The 17,373-nt window shown below is 72.0% G+C and carries 18 protein-coding genes; 13 read left to right on the top strand and 5 right to left on the bottom strand.

Features of this window, described 5'->3' with window-relative positions; translation table 11 throughout:
* Positions 1–608 precede the first annotated feature (608 nt).
* The 6 genes from ABFX81_RS06920 (at position 609) to ABFX81_RS06895 (ending at position 8,126) form a co-directional block, all read left to right on the top strand.
* The gene (locus tag ABFX81_RS06920) at positions 609–824 is read left to right on the top strand and encodes a type A2 lantipeptide (RefSeq protein ID WP_086851420.1); all 216 of its coding nucleotides are present in this window, start codon (positions 609–611) and stop codon (positions 822–824) included.
* 117 nt (positions 825–941) lie between these two features.
* Positions 942–1,748 carry a biotin/lipoyl-containing protein gene (locus ABFX81_RS06915; RefSeq protein WP_086851423.1) on the top strand — a complete coding sequence of 269 codons (807 nt, stop codon included), beginning with the start codon at positions 942–944 and terminating at the stop codon, positions 1,746–1,748.
* Positions 1,745–3,970, top strand: coding sequence for an NHLP family bacteriocin export ABC transporter peptidase/permease/ATPase subunit (locus ABFX81_RS06910; RefSeq protein ID WP_346137748.1), 2,226 nt, complete (start codon positions 1,745–1,747; stop codon positions 3,968–3,970). Before ABFX81_RS06915 ends, ABFX81_RS06910 begins: the two co-directional genes overlap by 4 nt.
* 1 nt (position 3,971) lies before the next feature.
* Positions 3,972–6,794 carry an NHLP bacteriocin export ABC transporter permease/ATPase subunit gene (locus tag ABFX81_RS06905; protein ID WP_086851425.1) on the top strand — a complete coding sequence of 941 codons (2,823 nt, stop codon included), beginning with the start codon at positions 3,972–3,974 and terminating at the stop codon, positions 6,792–6,794.
* Positions 6,795–6,881: 87 nt separating this feature from the next.
* Entirely contained in the window at positions 6,882–7,889 is a 1,008-nt protein-coding gene (locus ABFX81_RS06900) for a Ppx/GppA phosphatase family protein (RefSeq protein WP_086851428.1), read from the top strand.
* Positions 7,890–7,937: 48 nt separating this feature from the next.
* Positions 7,938–8,126 carry a hypothetical protein gene (locus tag ABFX81_RS06895; protein WP_086851430.1) on the top strand — a complete coding sequence of 63 codons (189 nt, stop codon included), beginning with the start codon at positions 7,938–7,940 and terminating at the stop codon, positions 8,124–8,126.
* 24 nt (positions 8,127–8,150) lie between these two features.
* Here ABFX81_RS06895 and ABFX81_RS06890 read toward each other — a convergent pair whose 3' ends face one another.
* Positions 8,151–8,759: an NAD(P)H-dependent oxidoreductase gene (locus ABFX81_RS06890; RefSeq protein ID WP_086851433.1), complete on the bottom strand. Its 609-nt coding sequence runs from the start codon at positions 8,757–8,759 to the stop codon at positions 8,151–8,153.
* A 76-nt stretch (positions 8,760–8,835) separates the two neighbouring features.
* Between ABFX81_RS06890 and ABFX81_RS06885 the strand changes: the two genes are divergently transcribed.
* The 3 genes from ABFX81_RS06885 to ABFX81_RS06875 are packed head-to-tail and all read left to right on the top strand — an operon-like array spanning position 8,836 to position 10,711.
* On the top strand, positions 8,836–9,849 hold the full coding sequence (locus ABFX81_RS06885) for an iron-containing redox enzyme family protein (protein ID WP_086851450.1): 1,014 nt from the start codon (positions 8,836–8,838) through the stop codon (positions 9,847–9,849).
* Positions 9,850–9,870: 21 nt separating this feature from the next.
* Positions 9,871–10,524, top strand: a complete 654-nt coding sequence (locus tag ABFX81_RS06880; protein WP_346137747.1) for a HemK2/MTQ2 family protein methyltransferase — start codon at positions 9,871–9,873, stop codon at positions 10,522–10,524.
* Positions 10,505–10,711, top strand: a complete 207-nt coding sequence (locus ABFX81_RS06875; RefSeq protein WP_086851441.1) for a CDGSH iron-sulfur domain-containing protein — start codon at positions 10,505–10,507, stop codon at positions 10,709–10,711. The genes ABFX81_RS06880 and ABFX81_RS06875 overlap by 20 nt, the downstream gene beginning before the upstream one ends.
* Positions 10,712–10,865: 154 nt before the next feature.
* Here the strand turns inward: ABFX81_RS06875 and ABFX81_RS06870 are convergent, their stop codons facing one another.
* Complete coding sequence (locus ABFX81_RS06870; RefSeq protein ID WP_086851444.1) at positions 10,866–11,300, bottom strand: protease inhibitor; 435 nt, start codon at positions 11,298–11,300, stop codon at positions 10,866–10,868.
* Positions 11,301–11,625: 325 nt separating this feature from the next.
* On the opposite strand from ABFX81_RS06870, the gene ABFX81_RS06865 reads away from it, so the two are divergent.
* From ABFX81_RS06865 to ABFX81_RS06850, 4 genes are all read left to right on the top strand, one after another.
* Positions 11,626–12,192: a hypothetical protein gene (locus ABFX81_RS06865; protein WP_086851446.1), complete on the top strand. Its 567-nt coding sequence runs from the start codon at positions 11,626–11,628 to the stop codon at positions 12,190–12,192.
* Positions 12,193–12,230: 38 nt separating this feature from the next.
* A complete protein-coding gene (locus ABFX81_RS06860; protein ID WP_346137785.1) occupies positions 12,231–12,665 on the top strand; it encodes a hypothetical protein in 435 nt (144 codons plus the stop codon).
* Positions 12,662–13,354 carry an alpha/beta fold hydrolase gene (locus ABFX81_RS06855; RefSeq protein ID WP_086854358.1) on the top strand — a complete coding sequence of 231 codons (693 nt, stop codon included), beginning with the start codon at positions 12,662–12,664 and terminating at the stop codon, positions 13,352–13,354. The genes ABFX81_RS06860 and ABFX81_RS06855 overlap by 4 nt, the downstream gene beginning before the upstream one ends.
* 82 nt (positions 13,355–13,436) lie before the next feature.
* Complete coding sequence (locus ABFX81_RS06850) at positions 13,437–14,606, top strand: lactate 2-monooxygenase (protein WP_346137746.1); 1,170 nt, start codon at positions 13,437–13,439, stop codon at positions 14,604–14,606.
* A 58-nt stretch (positions 14,607–14,664) separates the two neighbouring features.
* Here ABFX81_RS06850 and ABFX81_RS06845 read toward each other — a convergent pair whose 3' ends face one another.
* The 3 genes from ABFX81_RS06845 to ABFX81_RS06835 all read right to left on the bottom strand — a co-directional run bounded on the left by ABFX81_RS06845 (position 14,665) and on the right by ABFX81_RS06835 (position 17,235).
* Positions 14,665–16,317, bottom strand: coding sequence for an RICIN domain-containing protein (locus tag ABFX81_RS06845; RefSeq protein WP_346137745.1), 1,653 nt, complete (start codon positions 16,315–16,317; stop codon positions 14,665–14,667).
* A 291-nt stretch (positions 16,318–16,608) separates the two neighbouring features.
* Positions 16,609–16,986 (bottom strand): toxin Doc, encoded by a 378-nt coding sequence (locus ABFX81_RS06840; RefSeq protein WP_086604073.1) that lies wholly within the window; start codon positions 16,984–16,986, stop codon positions 16,609–16,611.
* Between the two features lie 3 nt (positions 16,987–16,989).
* The gene (locus tag ABFX81_RS06835; protein ID WP_003994883.1) at positions 16,990–17,235 is read right to left on the bottom strand and encodes a hypothetical protein; all 246 of its coding nucleotides are present in this window, start codon (positions 17,233–17,235) and stop codon (positions 16,990–16,992) included.
* Between the last annotated feature and the right edge of the window lie 138 nt (positions 17,236–17,373).

Below are 17,373 nucleotides of genomic sequence, written 5' to 3'. Positions count from 1 at the left end.
AGCCAACTCCCGCCACCCGGGCACCGACCGCACGGTCTGCGACCGCCCTGGTCACAGCGGCACGCCGGAAGGACGAAACGCGCCGACCGACGGCTCCCCCGTGGCCGGATGACGGCGTTTCAGACGCGGCCCTCGCGACGGCCATACCGAACGAACACGATCCGTATCCGATCGGAAACGATCTGTTGAGATCACTGAGCGGAATCCCACCTTCAGCGAATCTGCACATCGAATGCTCAACCCGGTCACCGAGTCGAGGGTTATCCGCGCGCCGACCGCGTCGGTCATGCCTTTGGGGCGGGAGTGCCGGATTCGCCGTTCCACGATGCAAGGGGTCGGATGGGCCGATGCCGTGCCGCATGTGAAGAAGTCGCCACGAAGGCGTGCCCACACCTGCACGCTTCGGTACTGCTGGGGCGCAAGTTGCCTGGTGAGACGGGTGGTTGATTGGAAGCTCGCGCCCGCAGCGTGCTTTGATCCATCGCACCGCGGGGGCCGCTCAGGACATTCGGAAACGGGAGTCCGGCACTCGCGGTCGCGGCCGTCATCTGTCCCCAGAGGGGGCCGCTCCCCCCTTGTGAAATACCCATACGAAGGGAAGTTCCATCATGAACTCCACCCCCCAGGTTGAGACCGTCGAGATCGCTGACGCCGAGCTCGACGCCGTCTCCGGCGGCCTGTCCGTGAACGCCGTGAACACCGTCACCGACACGGTCGACGGCATCGCCCCGGTTTCCGGCCTGGTCAACACGGCCGTCGGCACCGTCGAGGGCGCCACCGGCCTGAACACGGCCCCGGTCACCAACCTGGTCGCCGGTCTCTGATCGAGCCCCCAGTGCCGTTGACTCCCGGAGCCGCAGCCGGCGGTTCCGGGATCTTCGGGTGCCGTAACCACGTTCGCTACGGCTGTAAGTACCTCTTCTACGGGTGAGGGAAGTTCCTTGCAGTTCCGCCAACAGGCCCTCGCCAAGCTCCAGTCACCGGAAGAACTCGACCTTCCGGTGCGTTTCGCCCGCCCGCAGGGCTGGCTCGTGCTCTCGGTGACGGTGGTCGCGATGGCGGCCGCCTCGGCATGGGCGGTGACCGGCTCGGTGACCTCCACCGTCAGCGCACCCGCCATCCTCACGCACGGGCAGGGCAGTTACCTCCTCCAGAGCCCGGTGGCGGGCCAGGTCACCGCGGTGCTCGCGAAGCAGGGCGAGCGGTTGCCCGCCGACTCCCCCGTGCTCAAAGTCCGTACGCCCAAGGGCGAAACCGTCGTCCGCACCCTGGACGCGGGCCGTGTCTCCGCGCTCGCCGCGACCGTCGGGCAGATCATCCAGACGGGCGCGAACGTCGCCGCAGTCGAGAAGGTCGCCCGCACCACGGACGCGTTGTACGCGACGGTCTACGTCCCGGCCGAGAACGCCGCCTCGGTCCCCGACGACGCCGCCGTCGACCTGACCGTGCAGTCGGTGCCGACCCAGGAGTACGGCGTGCTGCGCGGCCATGTGAAGTCGGTGGACCGCTCGGCCCAGTCCCCGCAGCAGATCGCCGCGTTCCTCGGGGACAGCCAGCTCGGCGAGCAGTTCACGAAGAAGGGCAGGCCCGTGGCCGTGACGGTCCGGCTGGACAAGTCGTCCGCCACGAAAAGCGGTTACAAGTGGTCGTCCGCGGACGGGCCGCCGTTCAAGCTGAACTCGATGACACTGGCCTCGGGGTCGATCCGGCTGGCCGACCAGCGTCCCGTCGACTGGCTGCTGCCGTGACCGCGACCGCACCGGACACCCGGGGCCGGCGCCGCGCCGCCCCGCCGAAGCGCAAGGTGCCCAAGGCCGGGGCGAAGACCGTCCGCACGCCCACCGTGCTCCAGATGGAGGCCGTGGAGTGCGGCGCCGCCTCCCTCGCGATGGTGCTCGGCCACTACGGCAAGCACGTCCCGCTGGAGGAGCTGCGCATCGCCTGCGGCGTCTCCCGCGACGGCTCGCGCGCCAGCAACCTCCTGAAGGCCGCCCGCAGTTACGGCCTGACGGCCAAGGGCATGCAGATGGACCTGGCCGCCCTAGCCGAGGTGAAGTCGCCGGCCATCCTGTTCTGGGAGTTCAACCACTACGTCGTCTACGACGGCATGGGCCGCCGCTTCGGCCGCCGTGGCGTCTACATCAACGACCCGGGCAAGGGCCGCCGGTTCGTCCCCATGGAGGACTTCGACGGCAGCTTCACCGGTGTCGTGCTGGTCATGGAGCCCGGCGAGGACTTCACCCGGGGCGGCCGCAAGCCCGGCGTCCTGGGCGCGATGCCCGCCCGGCTGCGCGGCACCGCCGGCACGATGCCCGCCGCCGTCCTGGCGAGTCTGCTGCTGGTGGCGGTCGGCGCGGCGGTGCCCGCTCTCAGCCGCACCTACATCGACGAGTTCCTGATCGGGAACCAGACCTCGCTGCTGCCGACGCTGTTCACGGCGATGGCGGCGTGCGTCCTGCTCACCGTCGTCGTCACCTGGCTCCAGCAGGCCAACCTGCTGCACGGCCGGATCATCTCCTCGACCCTCTCCAGCGCCCGCTTCCTGCGCCATCTGCTGCGGCTGCCGGTCACGTTCTTCTCCCAGCGCAGCCCGGCCGACCTGGTGCAGCGGCTCCAGTCCAACGACGCGGTCGCCGAGACACTGTCCCGCGACCTCGCGGCGGCGGGCGTGGACGCTGTCGTCGTCGTCCTGTACGCAGTGCTGCTCTACACCTACGACCCGCAGCTGACGTTCGTCGGCATCGGCGTGGCGCTGCTGAACGTCGTGGCCATGCGGGTCGTCATCCGGCTGCGGGCCACGCGCACGGCGAAGCTGCGCGCTGACACGGCCCGGCTCACCAACACCGCCTACACCGGCCTTCAGCTGATCGAGACGATGAAGGCGACCGGCGGCGAGGACGGCTACTTCCGCAAGTGGGCCGGCCAGCACGCCACCACGCTGGAGGAGCAGCAGCGGCTGGGTGTGCCGAGCGCCTGGCTGGGCGTGGTCGCGCCGACGCTGGCCACCCTCAACAGTGCGCTGATCCTCTGGATCGGCGGCATGCGGGCGGTCGAGGGTCACATCTCGGTCGGCCTCCTGGTCGCCTTCCAGGCCCTGGTCACCCGGTTCACGGCCCCGCTGACCCGGCTCAACGGCGTCGCGGGCCGCATCCAGGACTTCGCGGCCGACGTGGCGCGGCTGAAGGACGTGGAGAACTTCAAGGCCGATCCGCTCTACGGCCGCCCCGAGTCCGGCGAGTCGACGCGCCGCCTCCAGGGCCACGTCGAGCTGGAGAACATCACCTTCGGCTACAGCCCGCTCGACAAGCCCCTGCTCACCGGCTTCGACCTGACGGTCGGTCCCGGGCAGCAGGTCGCGCTGGTCGGCGGGTCCGGCAGCGGCAAGTCCACGGTGTCCAGGCTGATCTCCGGCCTGTACGCGCCGTGGGAGGGCGTGATCCGCATCGACGGGCAGCGCATCGAGGACATCCCGCGCGGGGCGCTGGCCGCCTCCGTCTCCTTCGTCGACCAGGACGTGTTCCTCTTCGAGGGCACGGTCCGCGACAACGTGGCGCTGTGGGACCCGTCGATCCCGGACGATGCGGTGGAGGACGCGCTGCGGGACGCCGCCCTGCTCGACGTGATCACGCGGCGTCCGGGCGGCATCCACAGCAGGGTCGAGCAGGACGGGCGCAACTTCTCCGGCGGGCAGCGCCAGCGCCTGGAGATCGCGCGGGCGCTGGTGCGCCGGCCGAGCATCCTGGTCCTCGACGAGGTGACGAGCGCGCTGGACGCGGAGACCGAACTGGTCGTGATGGACAACCTGCGCAGGCGCGGCTGTGCCTGTGTGGTGATCGCGCACCGGCTCAGCACCGTCCGCGACAGTGACGAGATCGTCGTCCTCCAGCACGGCACGATCGTGGAGCGGGGACGGCACGAGGACCTGGTGGCGCGCGGCGGAGCGTACGCGGCACTGGTCAGGGAGCGGTGAGATGACGGCCGTTCAGGGACACGAGGGTGACCTCGTCCTCAACGCGTTCGGGCAGATGGGCTCGCGCATCGACTGTGCCGGGTTCAACCGCCTCGACCTGGAGGGCCCGCAGGTGCTGTGGCTGGTCGCGTCGGGTGCCGTCGACCTGTTCGCGGTGGACGCCGGCCAGCAGGGCCACTGGCACCACCTGGGCCGCCTGGAGGCGGGCTCGCTGGTGCTGGGGCCCGTGGCGGGGCCCCAGCACACGCTGGTGGCCCGCCCGCTGCGGGACTGCGTGGTGCACCGCATCGGCCTGCGCGAGCTGTACCAGCCCGCCAACACCGCGACCTGGTCGTACGACGAGTACGGCAACCCGCAGTACGTGCCGCCGACGACGAGCCCGCTGGAGTACGCCCTCGCCCTGGGGGTCGGCCGCAGCCTGTCCATCCTCTTCCAGGCGCCGATGGCGACCGAGCGGGCCGCCGCGCCCACGGACGACGACGTGTTCTGGATGCAGGTGCCGCCGGGCAGCGTCCAGTACGGCTCGCTGTACGGCGCGGAGGCCGCGGCCGACCTGCTGATGGACCCGGCGCTGTGGCAGACCATGGTCGACCAGCAGTACCGGCTGCTGACCACGCTGGACCGCTGGATCGAGCAGCTGGAGCGCACCCACGAGTCGCGGACGGCCGAGGGCATCAAGGCCGGTGAGGCGGTACGCGCCCAGGCCGACCGGACGCTGCTCGCCTCCATCGGCAAGCGGTCGTCGAAGCGGACCACCGCGGCCGACGCCGACGCCACGTACGCGGCGTGCAAGCTCGTCGCGCAGGCGGCCGGGATCAGCCTCACCGAGCCCACCCAGAAGGGCACCGGCGGCGACCGCCTCGACCCGGTCGAGCAGGTCGCCCTGGCCTCCCGCGTCCGCACCCGGTCCGTGCGCCTGGACGGCCGCTGGTGGCGGGACGACGTCGGGCCGCTGGTCGGCCACCGGGCCCTGTCCGGGGCGCCGGTGGCGCTGCTGTGGCGGCGCGGCGGATATGTCGCCGTCCATCCGTCGACCGGGCGTGAGACACCGATCGAGAAGGCCAACGCCGACGAGTTCGAGCCGCGTGCGGTGATGTTCTACCGCCCGCTGCCCGAGCGGCGGCTCAGCCCGCTCAGGCTGCTGCGGTTCTGCATGCAGGGCACGCGCCGCGACCTGACCGGGCTGCTGCTCAGCGGACTGGTGACGGTGGCGATCGGCGCGCTGGTGCCCATCGCGACCGGCAAGGTGCTCGGCGAGTTCGTGCCGAAGGCGCAGACGGACCTGATCGTGCAGGTGTGCCTGGCGGTGATGCTCAGCAGCGTGGTGGCGGCGGCCTTCATGCTGTTGCAGAACCTGACCATCCTGCGGCTGGAGGGCCGGGTCGAGGCCACGCTCCAGCCGGCCGTGTGGGACCGGCTGCTCAGGCTGCCGACGAGGTTCTTCACCGAGCGCTCCACCGGCGAACTGGCCAGCGCGGCCATGGGCATCAGCTCGATCCGCAGACTGCTGGCGGGTGTCGGTCCGACGGTCGCCCAGTCGGTGACGGTCGGGGCGATGAACCTGGGGCTGCTGCTGTGGTTCAGCGTGCCGATGGCGATGGCCGCGGTCGGCATGCTCGTCGTCATCGCCGCCGTGTTCCTGGGGCTCGGGCTGTGGCAGGTGCGGTGGCAGCGGCGGCTGGTCGTGCTGTCCAACAAGCTGAACAACCAGGCGTTCCAGACGTTGCGCGGTCTGCCCAAGCTGCGGGTGGCCGCCGCCGAGAACTACGCGTACGCCGCTTGGGCGTCCCAGTTCGCGCGCAGTCGTGAGCTCCAGCAGAAGGTCGGCCGCATCAAGAACCTCACGTCGGTGCTGGGCGCGGTGTACCTGCCGCTGTGCACGCTGCTGATGTTCATGCTGCTGGCGGGCCCGGCCCGGGGCTCGATGTCGGCGGCCGCGTTCCTCACCTTCAACACCTCGGTGACGATGGTGCTGACCTCGGTGACCCAGCTGACGAACGCGTTCGTCTCGGCCGTGGCCGCGCTGCCGCTGTTCGAAGAGATCAAGCCGGTGCTGGACGCGACGCCGGAGGTGCGCACGGCGAGCACGCGTCCGGGCCCGCTGTCCGGGGCGCTGGAGGCGCGGCGGCTGTCCTTCCGCTACTCGGACGACGGCCCGCTGGTCCTGGACGACGTGTCGTTCGAGGTGCGGCCGGGCGAGTTCGTCGCGGTCGTCGGCCCCAGCGGCTGCGGCAAGTCGACGCTGCTGCGCCTGCTGATCGGCTTCGACCGCCCGGTGTCGGGCAGCGTCCTCTACGACGGTCAGGACCTGGCCGCGCTCGACCAGTCGGCGGTGCGCCGCCAGTGCGGTGTGGTGCTCCAGCACGCGCAGCCGTTCACCGGCTCGATCCTGGACGTCATCTGCGGAACCGAGCCGTACACGCCGGAGGAGGCGATGGCGGCGGCCGAGATGGCCGGGCTCGCCGAGGACATCAAGCGGATGCCGATGGGCCTGCATACCATCGTCTCGGGCAGCGGCGCCGTCTCCGGCGGCCAGCGCCAGCGGCTGATGATCGCCCAGGCGCTGATCCGCCGGCCGCGGATCCTCTTCTTCGACGAGGCGACCAGCGCCCTCGACAACGAGACCCAGCGCACGGTCATCGAGAGTACGAAGGCCCTCAACGCCACCCGGATCGTCATCGCCCACCGCCTGTCGACCGTGCTGGACGCCGACCGGGTCGTGGTGATGGAGGACGGCAAGGTCGTCCAGCAGGGCCCGCCCGCCCGGCTGCTCGCCGACACCAGCGGCCGGCTGCACGAGCTGGTGCGGCGCCAGATGACGTGACGATCCGCGGTCTGCCGGGTGGCGTGTCTTCGCCGTACTCCGGGGACCGGATCGTTGGGCTCTGTCAGAAGTGGGTACCCACGGCCCATGCGAATGAGCGTGGTGGACGTGGGATCGAACACGGTCAGACTGGTGGTCGCGGACGCGGACGACGGCGTACCGCTTCCGGTGCACACCGCCAAGTGGCGGCTCAGGCTGTCCGAGCAGGTCACACCGGGGGGACCCATCCCGGAGCAGGCCGTCGAACAACTGGTGCACGCGGTCGCCGAGGCGAGCCGGACCGCCACTCGGTGGGGTGCGGCCGGTCCGCTGGCGTTCGCGACCGCCGTGGTGCGCGGCGCGCCGAACCGGCACGAGGTGCTGCACACCGTCCGGGCCCGTACGGGCGTGGACCTGTGCACCCTGCCGGGCGAGGTCGAGGCGGAACTGACCTTCCTCGGGGCCCGGCGCTGGATGGGCTGGCGGTCGGGGCCGCTCGCGCTGCTCGACATCGGCGGCGGCTCACTCGAAGTCGCCTTCGGGCGCGGCCGGTTGCCCGATTTCGTGGCGTCGCTGCCGCTGGGCGCGGGGCGGCTCACCCACGAGTTCTTCAAGGACGAGGACCCGCCGTCGCCGGAGCGGGTGCGGGCGCTGCGCCGCAAGGTCCGCCACCAGCTGCGGGACGTCGCGGCGCGGATCCGCTGGGAGGGCCCGCGCACCGCGGTCGCCACCTCCCGCACCTTCCAGCAGCTGGGACGGTTGTGCGGGACGGCTCCCGGACGCCACGGCCCGTTCGTGGACCGGAAGTTGCACCGCGCGGCGCTGCGGGAGGCGATCCCGCGGCTGGCCGCCCTGCCCGCCGCCGAACGCGCGCTGCTGCCCGGCATCTCCGCGCCCCGGGCGGCGCAGAGCCTGGCCGGAGCGGTGGTCGCGCACACCGCGATGAAACTGACCGGCCTCAGGTCCGTCACGGTCTGCCCCTGGGCGATCCGCGAGGGCGTGCTGCTGCGGCACATCGAGGACGGCCCCGCCTGGTGGGCGGAGGTCACCCGCCGCAACGAGGAGGCGGCCCCGCCCGACCCGGTGCCGCTGCGCATCGCCACCGCCTCCAGCTGAGCACCGGCGGACCATAACGGAAGCACCGAACGCAGAAGGGAGACCCCCGTGTCCCAGGACAAGAACCACGACAGCTCCGACAAGCAGACCGAGACGGCGCTGGAGGAGGTCCTGCGCGAGATCGAGGACGCCGAGAACCGCACCCAGGACTCCGCCGGACAGCGCCGCCACCGGGGCGAGGCCGGAGAGGCCATCACCCCCAACACACGCGCCCAGGAGGAGTCCCACGGGGACTGAAGGGAAGGGCCGGGCGGGCCCGGGCTACTGCGGCGGCGGGCCGAGCGGCCGCTGCGCCAGGGCCCGCGCCACGCCGAGCAGGTTGGCCGCCATGGCCCGCCCGGTCGACCGCGACCAGTCGTGGCCGCGCTCGGCGTCCAGGAAGCTGGGCCCCGGGCCCGGCCCCTGGTTCCAGTAGGTCCACGCCTGGCCGGGGATCGTGTAGCCGATGTCCTCCAGGGCGCCCGTGATCTCGTTGATCACATGGTGCGCCCCGTCCTCGTTGCCGGTGACGACCACGCCCGCCACTCGGTTGTAGGCGACCGGCCGGCCCTCGTCGTCGGTCTCGGACATCATCGCGTCCATCCGCTCCAGCACCCGCTGGGCGACGGAGGACGGCCCGCCGAGCCAGGTCGGCGAGGCGATGACGAGGATCTCCGATTCCAGCAGCCGGTCGTGCACGCCCGGCCAGGCATCGCCCTCGTGCACCGGCTCGCTGGTCACCCCCGGGCCGATGTCCAGGTCGACCGCCCGCACGACATCGACGGCGACAGCTTCCTTCTCCAGCTGCTCGACGACGATGCTCGCCAGTGCCTCGGTGTTCGAGGTCTCCGGCGACTTCTTGAGGGTGCAGTTGATGACGAGTGCCTTCATGAGGTGCCGGAGTACCCCTCCGCACCGGTGCTACGCGGGTAGGTGACCCCGGGCGCCGGCCGGGTACCCGATGCGCATGGAGCACCACCGTGAAGAACCAGGACTGCCACTCCCGCGCGGCCCGCTGAGCGAGGGCGTCGAGGCATACCTGCGGGGCGCGGGCCGGCTGCCCCGCCTCGAGGACGCCGCCCGGGCCGAGGTGTACGGCGAGGATCTCCAGCTGGCGCTCTACCTGTGCTACGAGCTGCACTACCGCGGGTTCGCGGGGGTGTCCACCGACCGCGAGTGGGACCCCGACCTGCTGCGTGTCCGGGCGGCCCTGGAGCACCGCTTCCTGTCCGCCCTGCGTGCCGACGCCCGGGCCCACGACAGCGTGGACGGGGCGCTGGCGGACCTCCTGGTCGAGCCCGTCGACGGCGCGGGTGTCACCCACTTCCTGCGCGACGAGGGCGAGCTGTGGCACCTGCGCGAGTACGCGGCGCAGCGCTCCCTGTACCACCTCAAGGAGGCGGACCCGCACGCCTGGGTGCTGCCGCGGCTGTGGGGCCGGGCGAAGGCCGCGATGGCGGCGGTGGAGTTCGACGAGTGGGGCGGCGGCCGGGCCGACCGTGTGCACGCCCGGCTGTTCGCCGACCTGATGACGGACCTGGGCCTGGACACGACGTACGGCCGCTACCTCGACGCGGCGTGCGCCGAGGCCCTGGTCACGGTGAACCTCATGTCCCTCTTCGGCCTGCACCGGGCCCTCAGGGGCGCCCTGGTCGGCCACTTCGCGACGGTCGAGATCACCTCGTCACCGGGATCGCGGCGACTCGCCGAGGCGATGCGCCGCACCGGCGCCGGGCCGGCGGCCGAGCACTTCTACGACGAGCACGTCGAGGCCGACGCGGTCCACGAGCAGGTGGTGCGCCAGGACGTCATCGGCGGTCTGCTGGCGGATGAGCCGCACCTGGCCCCGGACGTCGCGTTCGGGATCGACGCCACCGAGTTCGTCGAGGACCGCTTCGCCGCCCGGCTGCTCGCCGACTGGCGCGCGTCGCGTTCGTCACTGTCTGCCCCGCTTGCCCTGGAAGCGGCCCATACCTCCTGAATCCCCGGGTACCCGAGCACCGTGAACCCACTGGTACCCCCGGGCGTGTACGCCCCACAGGAAGACACGGAGTTGCTGGTCGGCGCCCTGTTCGACGAGCCGTTGCCGCCCGGCGCGGAGGTGCTCGACGTCGGCACCGGCACTGGCGCCCTGGCCTTGGAGGCGGCGCGCCGGGGTTTCCGGGTGACCGCCGTGGACGTGTCGCGGAGGGCGGTGTGGGCCGCGCGGCTGAACGCCGTACGGGCGGGGCTGCCGGTCCGCATCCGGCACGGGAACCTCTTCGATCCGGTGCGCGGCGAGTCGTTCGACCTGATCCTGGCCAACCCGCCGTACGTGCCGTCGCCGGGCGGTGCGGGACGGCCGCGGGGCGCGGCCCGCGCCTGGGACGCGGGTGACGACGGACGGCTGGTCGTGGACCGGATCTGCCGGGAGGCGCCTGACCTGCTGCGTCCGGGCGGGGTGCTGCTGCTGGTGCAGTCCGCGCTGAGCGGCCCGGACCTGACCGTCGGGCAGCTGCGTTCGTCCGGCCTGAAGGCCGCGGTGACGTGCCGGCGGCGGATCGCGTTCGGCCCGGTGCTGCGCGGCCGGGAACGCTGGCTGCGGCAGCGGGGGCTGCTCCCGCCCGCCGAGGACAAGGAAGAGCTGGTGGTCGTCCGTGCCGAACTCCCCGTCTGACCGGTCCGCGGCGCCGCGCCGCGTCACGGTCCAGCGCAAGGGCCCGCTGCTGATGGAGGGCCCGGTGGAGGTGGAGCTGGAGGACGGTACCGTCGTCACCTCGGACCGCTTCCGCGTGGCCCTGTGCACGTGCCGCCGCAGCCGCCGCTATCCGTGGTGCGACACGAGCCACCGCGACCGGGCCTGAGCCCGGTCGCGGTGGGCGGCAAGCCCAGGGGCCGGCGGGCGGCCCCACTCCGCCCACCGGCCCCCTCGTACGAGATCGCAGGTCCCCGCGACAGCGGCCCGGCTCCCCAGCCTCGAGCCGCTGTGTCTCACGGGAACGGCGCGATCCCGGTCTCTCAGAACGCGAAGACGCCGGAACCGTAGGCGTTCTTCACGCACTCGTTGGAGAAGGTGCGCTCGTAGGAGACGCGCTGCCCCTGCCAGACACCGTCGACGGTGACGACCACCGGGTCGTACTGCTTGGTGCACATCACGCCGTCCGTGGCGGTCAGGGCGTGGATGTCGCCGCCGACACCACGCAGTTCCGCGCAGGCCGAGGCGCTGACCGGGTGCGTGCCGGAGGGCCTCGGGGCACAGGTCAGGGTGACCGCGCGTTCCGGAGTCGCTGCTGCCGCGCTCTCACCGTGGCCCACCGTGAGAACGAGGGCCGACGGGGCGTAGAGCGCGGTGGGGGCCTGACCCGGACTGGCGAGCGCGGCCCCGGACAGGGGTCCGCAGACGGCGGTGGCCGTCAGGCCGAGGGTCATGGCCCAGCGCGCGGTGTTCCGCATTGTGTGCATCCTTCCGCTCGATTACAGGGTGTGCCGGCCCGTGCTCGATCGGTGCCCGGGGCGGCGACCGCGAGTCTGCCGAGTCCGCCTCCGAAACACACATCGACCCCACCGGTTTCAGTAACCTTGCGTGTTGAATCAGTGGCGTGAAGTTACGGAACGCGCCCGCATGAAGCCCGTAACCGCGCGGACTCCGGGATCACGAAGCGGCCAGATGGCCGATTTCCGCGTGTTCGTTAATAGGCCTGAAACATTCCGATTCCGCTCTCGGCCGACTGCTTCGCGACCCCTTGTGTTCATGGTCGGGCCGAGTAATCGTCATTACATGATTACTACAGAGCAGCGAGAGAAACTGCGCGGCTGGTTCGCCGGCCGCCTTCCCGACGACCTCTTCGAGGAGCTGACCGAGATCACGGTCGACCGCGAGGAGATCACCGTGATCGGCCGCATCCCCGAACCCCGGCTGGCCGAGGACGCCCCGGCCGCCGAGCGGGAGGCGGCCCTGGAGAGCCGGGTGCAGGACTTCCGGGAACGCACGCGTGAGGACCGGATGGCCGTGGCCCGGGAGGCGGAGCACCGGTTCCGCCGGAAGGTGTCCTGGGGCGTGGAGTGCGGCGGGCGGCGGACGCTCTTCACGCACGTGGCCGCGCCCGTGATGACGCGGCTGCGCCAGCCGGAGCGCCAGGTCCTCGACACCCTGATCGCCGGCGGTGTCGCCCGCAGCCGCAGCGACGCGCTGGCCTGGTGCGTGCGCCTGGTCCAGCGTCACACCGACGACTGGCTCGCGGAGTTGCGCGACTCCCTCGAACACGTGCAGCGGGTCCGGGCCCAGGGGCCGGACGCCGAGCCGGATCAAGCGGATCACGCCGAGCGCACGGATGACGAGGAGTGACCACAGAGTGGAGGATCGGTCCACTCACAGCACCGAGAATGGATGAACCGTCCTCTGGTGTCGTCCGTCTGCGGCGCCCTACCGTCGGCAGCACCCCAGAGGACGGGCTCCGCACGCCGCCGCACACCCACGCGCCGGCGAGCGGCCGTCCGCAACGCCGCCGCGCCACCCCGCGCTCCACCGGCCCCTTCCCCGCTGGAGCCCCTTCGTCCTCGCCGGCCGAACGTCCTCCGGGCGCCGACGTCCCCTCCCCCGCCGCGCCTCCCCCGTCCCTGACGGAGGTCGAGGCCCACGGTGTCGACCGCATCCCCGACGCCGAGCGCACCGCCACCCCGCTGGACCTGTTCCGGCTCGCCTTCGGCGGTGCCAACACCTTCTTCACTGGCCCGGACCGTCGAGGTGCCGGTGCCGACGACTACCGGCCCGGCGCGGAGGGGGCGCTGTCGGGCCCCTCGGCTAAGTTGCCGGCATGACCGACTTCGTATTGGTGGCGGGGACGTGGCTCGGGGCGTGGGCGTGGGACGAGGTGGCCGCGGAGCTGCGCGGCGCCGGGCACGACGTCCATCCGCTGACGCTCTCGGGCCTCGCCGAGAAGCAGGGTGTACCGGCCGGGCAGCGCACGCACGTGCGGGACGTCGTCGACGAGGTGGAGCGCCTCGGCCTGCGCGACGTCGTCCTCGTGGGGCACAGCTACGCGGGCATACCCGTCGGGCAGGCCGCCCAGCGGATCGGGGAGCGGCTGCGGCGCGTGGTGTTCGTCGACGCGAACGTGCCGGTGGACGGGGAGTCGTTCCTGTCGGGCTGGCCGAGCGACCCCGTGCGGCAGGCGATCGCCGGGCACGACGGGTTCTGGCCGCCGCTGGGCGCGCCGGAGTACGCGGGGCAGGGGCTGACGGACGAGCAGATCGCCCGGATCGTCGGCGGTTCCCCGCACCCGGGTGCCACACTCACCGAACCGGCCGTGCTGGCGGGCCCCTTGGGCGACCTCCCGGCGACGTATGTGAAGTGCCTCCTCGACGGGGACGAGCCGATGCCGGCGGTGGCCGAACTCCTCAAGAGTGACAGCTGGGAGCTCGTGGAGCTGGACACCGGCCACTGGCCGATGTTCTCGCAGCCGCACGCACTCGCCCGCCTCCTGGACGCGGCGGGGAGCCGCCCCTGATCCGCCGTCGCGCATACCCCTCGGTATCGTCGGCCGTCGGGCGCGGTCTCGACGAGGAGACGACGAGAGGCGGTTGCGTACGGTGGGCAAACACTGGGCGGACTTCCAGTACGAGATCTACCTGAACGGGATGACGGGTGCCGTACCGCGGCTGCCCACCGATCTGACCCGGCTGGAGGAGCTGACCGAGCAGCGGCTCGGGCCCGGCCCGGTCGGCTATGTGGCGGGCAGCGCGGGCAACGGCAGCACAACCCGCGCCAACCGGGCGGCCCTGGAGCGCCGTCGGATCGTGCCGCGCATGCTGCGGGACGTGCACGAACGGGACCTGTCGGTCGAGGTGCTGGGCCGGGCGCTGCCGGCCCCGCTGGCGCTGGCCCCGGTCGGGGTGCTGTCGATCATGCACCCGGACGCCGAGTCCGCCGCGGCGCGGGCCGCCGCCGCGCAGGGCGTGCCCTTCGTCCTGTCGTCCGCTTCGAGCATGCCCATGGAGCAGGTCGCCGAGGCGATGGGCGACGCCGAGCGGTGGTTCCAGCTGTACTGGCCCAGGGACCCCGAGGTGGCCCGCAGCTTCCTGGACCGAGCGAGGGCGGCCGGGTTCAGCGTGCTCGTGGTCACCCTGGACACGCCGCTGCTGGCGTGGCGGCCGCGCGATCTCGACCAGGCGTATCTGCCGTTCCTGCACGGCGTCGGCACGGCCAACTACTTCTCGGACCCGGCCTTCCAGGCAGGTCTGGCCAAGCCGGTGCACGAGGATCCGAACGCGGCCGTGATGCACTTCGTGGGGATGTTCGCCGACCCGGCGAAGAGCTGGCCGGACCTGGCGTTCCTGCGGGAGAACTGGGACGGCCCGATCGTCCTCAAGGGCGTTCTGCACCCGGACGACGCCCGGCAGGCCGCGGACGCGGGCATGGACGGTGTCGTCGTCTCCAACCACGGCGGGCGCCAGGTGGCCGGGTCCGTCGCGGCGGCCGACGCGCTGCCCCGCGTGGCGGACGCGGTGGGCGACCGGCTCACCGTCCTCTTCGACAGCGGCATCCGCACCGGCGACGACATCTTCAAGGCACTCGCCCTCGGCGCTCGCGCCGTCCTCGTCGGCCGCCCGTACGTCTACGGTCTCGGCCTCGACGGCCGGCCGGGCGTCGAGCACGTCATCCGCTGCCTGCTGGCCGAACTCGACCTCACCCTCGCCCTGTCGGGCCACGCCACGCCGGGCACCATCGGCCCAACCGACCTCGTCGAGGACCCGGCCTGACAGGCGGGCTGCGCGACGCGTGCGCCGCGCAGCCCCGCTCAGGCCCCGGGGCCTGTGCTCACGCCGTCCCCCCGTGGGGCACGGTCACCTGCCGGGCCGTCTGACCCTCCTGCTCCTCGATCGACAGGGAGCCCGCCGTCGTCGGCACGGGCTCGGCCTGCCAGCGCTGCTCGTCGGAGCGGTCGCGGACCTTGACGACGATGTCGGCGCCGGGGTCGTCGTTGGTGGAGGCGAGGGCGAGCTGCTCGTCCCAGCGGGGCAGCAACTGCCCTTGCACGGTGAGGTCGTAGCGCACGTCCTCGCCCCGCTCGGCGTCGTCCTCGGCGCAGGTGCCGAGGACGACGACGCCGGCGTCCTTGTGCGAGTCCAGGCACAGGCCGGGATCGGCGACGCTGCGCAGCAGCCCGTCGTTCTCGTACGTCCACTGCTGGGTCCACGCCGTCGAGCACTCCGCCAGCTCCGTCCCCGAGCCCTCCTTCGGCAGGTCCCGGACGTCGAGGCACAGGCCGGCGCCGGCGTTGCGCAGCCGCGTCACGCCCGGTGCCCCCGTGGGAAGCCGTGCCGTGTCGGGCGGCGTCACGGACTCGGCGCCGTTGCCGCCGGCGGCGCTGCTGGAGCCGGCCGGGTCGGCCCGGCCGCCGTCGTAGGACGACACGTTGATGATGAGCACGGTCGCCAGCACCCCGGCCGACACCGCGCCGACGCCCGAGAGGAGCGCCCGTGAGGAGCGCACCGCGTCCGGGATGCGCGCGCCCTGAACCCGGCGGACCTGCATGGGGATCCGGGACAGCAGGCGGTGGCGTCCGCCCTCGGATCGTCCGTCGCCCCGTCCTCCGCCGCGCCGGCCCGCACGCTTGCCCCGCGTGCCGTGCGAGGCCCGGCCCGGGCGCGAGTCGAGGTAGCGGCGGGCTCCCCAGCCGAGCACCGCTTCGGCGATCAACGGGCCCAGCCCGCCCTCGAAATGGCTCAGTTGTTCGGCCGCGTTCCGGCAGTAGCGGCACTGCGCCAGATGTTCCTGGACGTCGGGCAGCAGTGCGCCGCCCCGGCGGATCGGGACGTCGAGGAGGCGGTTGTAGAAGCGGCAATCCTGGGTGGGCGCGAGTTCGCCATGGGCACGTACACAACCCTCGCGGAATGTGTCACGCGCTTGTTCGAGTGCGGCCGACGCGATGTCGGTATCCATGCCCAGCAGGCCCGCCGGGACGCTTAAAGGATCGGCCTCGACCTCGACGTGCCAGAGCAAACAGCGCGCGGCTGCGGGAAGTGCCTGAAATGCCCGCTCCGCGAGGGCGCGATTTTCGGGCGTCATGGACGTCGCCGCGCGCAGCCCGCGCCCTCCGGCCGGTTTCTGCAAGGCCGGCAGTACGGCGGATATTCGATCGTCGCCGGACCACTCCCGGACCGTGTCGCGCACGGTCACCAGAAGCGCCGGGCGCAGCGCGACGGCCGACTCGCCGAAGGCGAGGCGGTTGAGGGTCCGGTGGAAGGCGGTCCCCGTGACCATCTCGGCGACCTGCGCCGACGAGGCGAGACAGATGACCGCGTACTGGTGCACCGGCTGCCAGTGCCGCGCCATCAGCAGCGCGACGGAATGGGCGGCGACCCCGCCCTCCGGGCTGCCTCTCAGGGGGGCGGCGAGAGATTCATCGGATTCCCCGGCATCCCCGCCGGGCGGGGGATACGGAGGACGAGGGGGGTGGGGGGTGGGCACTGAGATGGTTCCTTCCCACGCGCATGTGACACACAGAAGTCCTGCCGCCGAAAAAGGAGCCCGGTTGGTGCGTACCTCTTTTGGCGCGGCGCGGGAGGTGCGAATTCACCGACGGCGAATCGGACCCGGTCTGCAAAACGCGTGCGACACTCGGCCATTCCCCCCGCACGTCTGTTTCACTCTTGCACAACCCCCACACGGCCAACAAGGCGCCCGTACAACATCAAGCCCATTGACAGAAAGTCAGAAACGGGAACACATACGCGCCGGTCGCACCGGTTTTCGACCTTTTCAGATCTGCCAGGACCGCAGCCGGTCGGCAGCGCCGTAGACGTCGGTGGTGCCGGACATCAGGTCGCGGGCGAGGTCGACGAGGGCACCGTAGGGCGGGTCGATGCCGACGCCGCTGACGAACATGTAGGCCACGGCCGTCGCACACGCGAAGCGGGCGTTGGCCGAGGGCAGCGGGCGGAGCACGGTGATGGTGTGCAGCAGCGCGGCGGCCCGCCAGGCCGCGTCGGAGTTCACCCCGAGGCGCGGCGGATCGACGCGGTGCCGGGCGACGGCGGCGACCAGCGCGGAGAAGTCGTTGACGGTGGGCTGGTCCGGGAGGACCTCTTCGTGGCGCTGAAGCAGCCAGGGCACGTCGATATGGATGACGGGTGCCATCGGTCAGGCGGCCCGCCCTTCGCCCTTGCTGGGCGGTTCGTCGTCGGGGAAGGCGGCGGCGAACTCGTCGGCGTGGGTCGCGAAGAACCTGCGGAAGGCCTCCGCGCCCTCCTGGAGGGCCCGGTGGCGGGCTATGTCGGCCGCGGCCGCCTCGCGCACGAGTGCCTTCATGGACGTACCGCGCTCCTTGGCGATCTGCCGCAGGTCCTCAAGTTCGCGGTCGCTGAACTCCACGTTGAGAGCTGGCATGCCTTCACGGTACCGCTCGGGTACTGACTCGTAAATAGCACCAGGTCAGAGGGCAGGCCGTGCGGTACCGGAGGTGGTGCACCCCCTGTCATCCGCTGAGATCTGCATCACATCACACCGCCCGATGTCACATTCCGG

It is taken from the genome of Streptomyces coeruleofuscus (assembly GCF_039532725.1).
GTDB lineage: Bacteria > Actinomycetota > Actinomycetes > Streptomycetales > Streptomycetaceae > Streptomyces > Streptomyces coeruleofuscus.
This window is presented reverse-complemented; position numbering and strand designations above follow the sequence as displayed.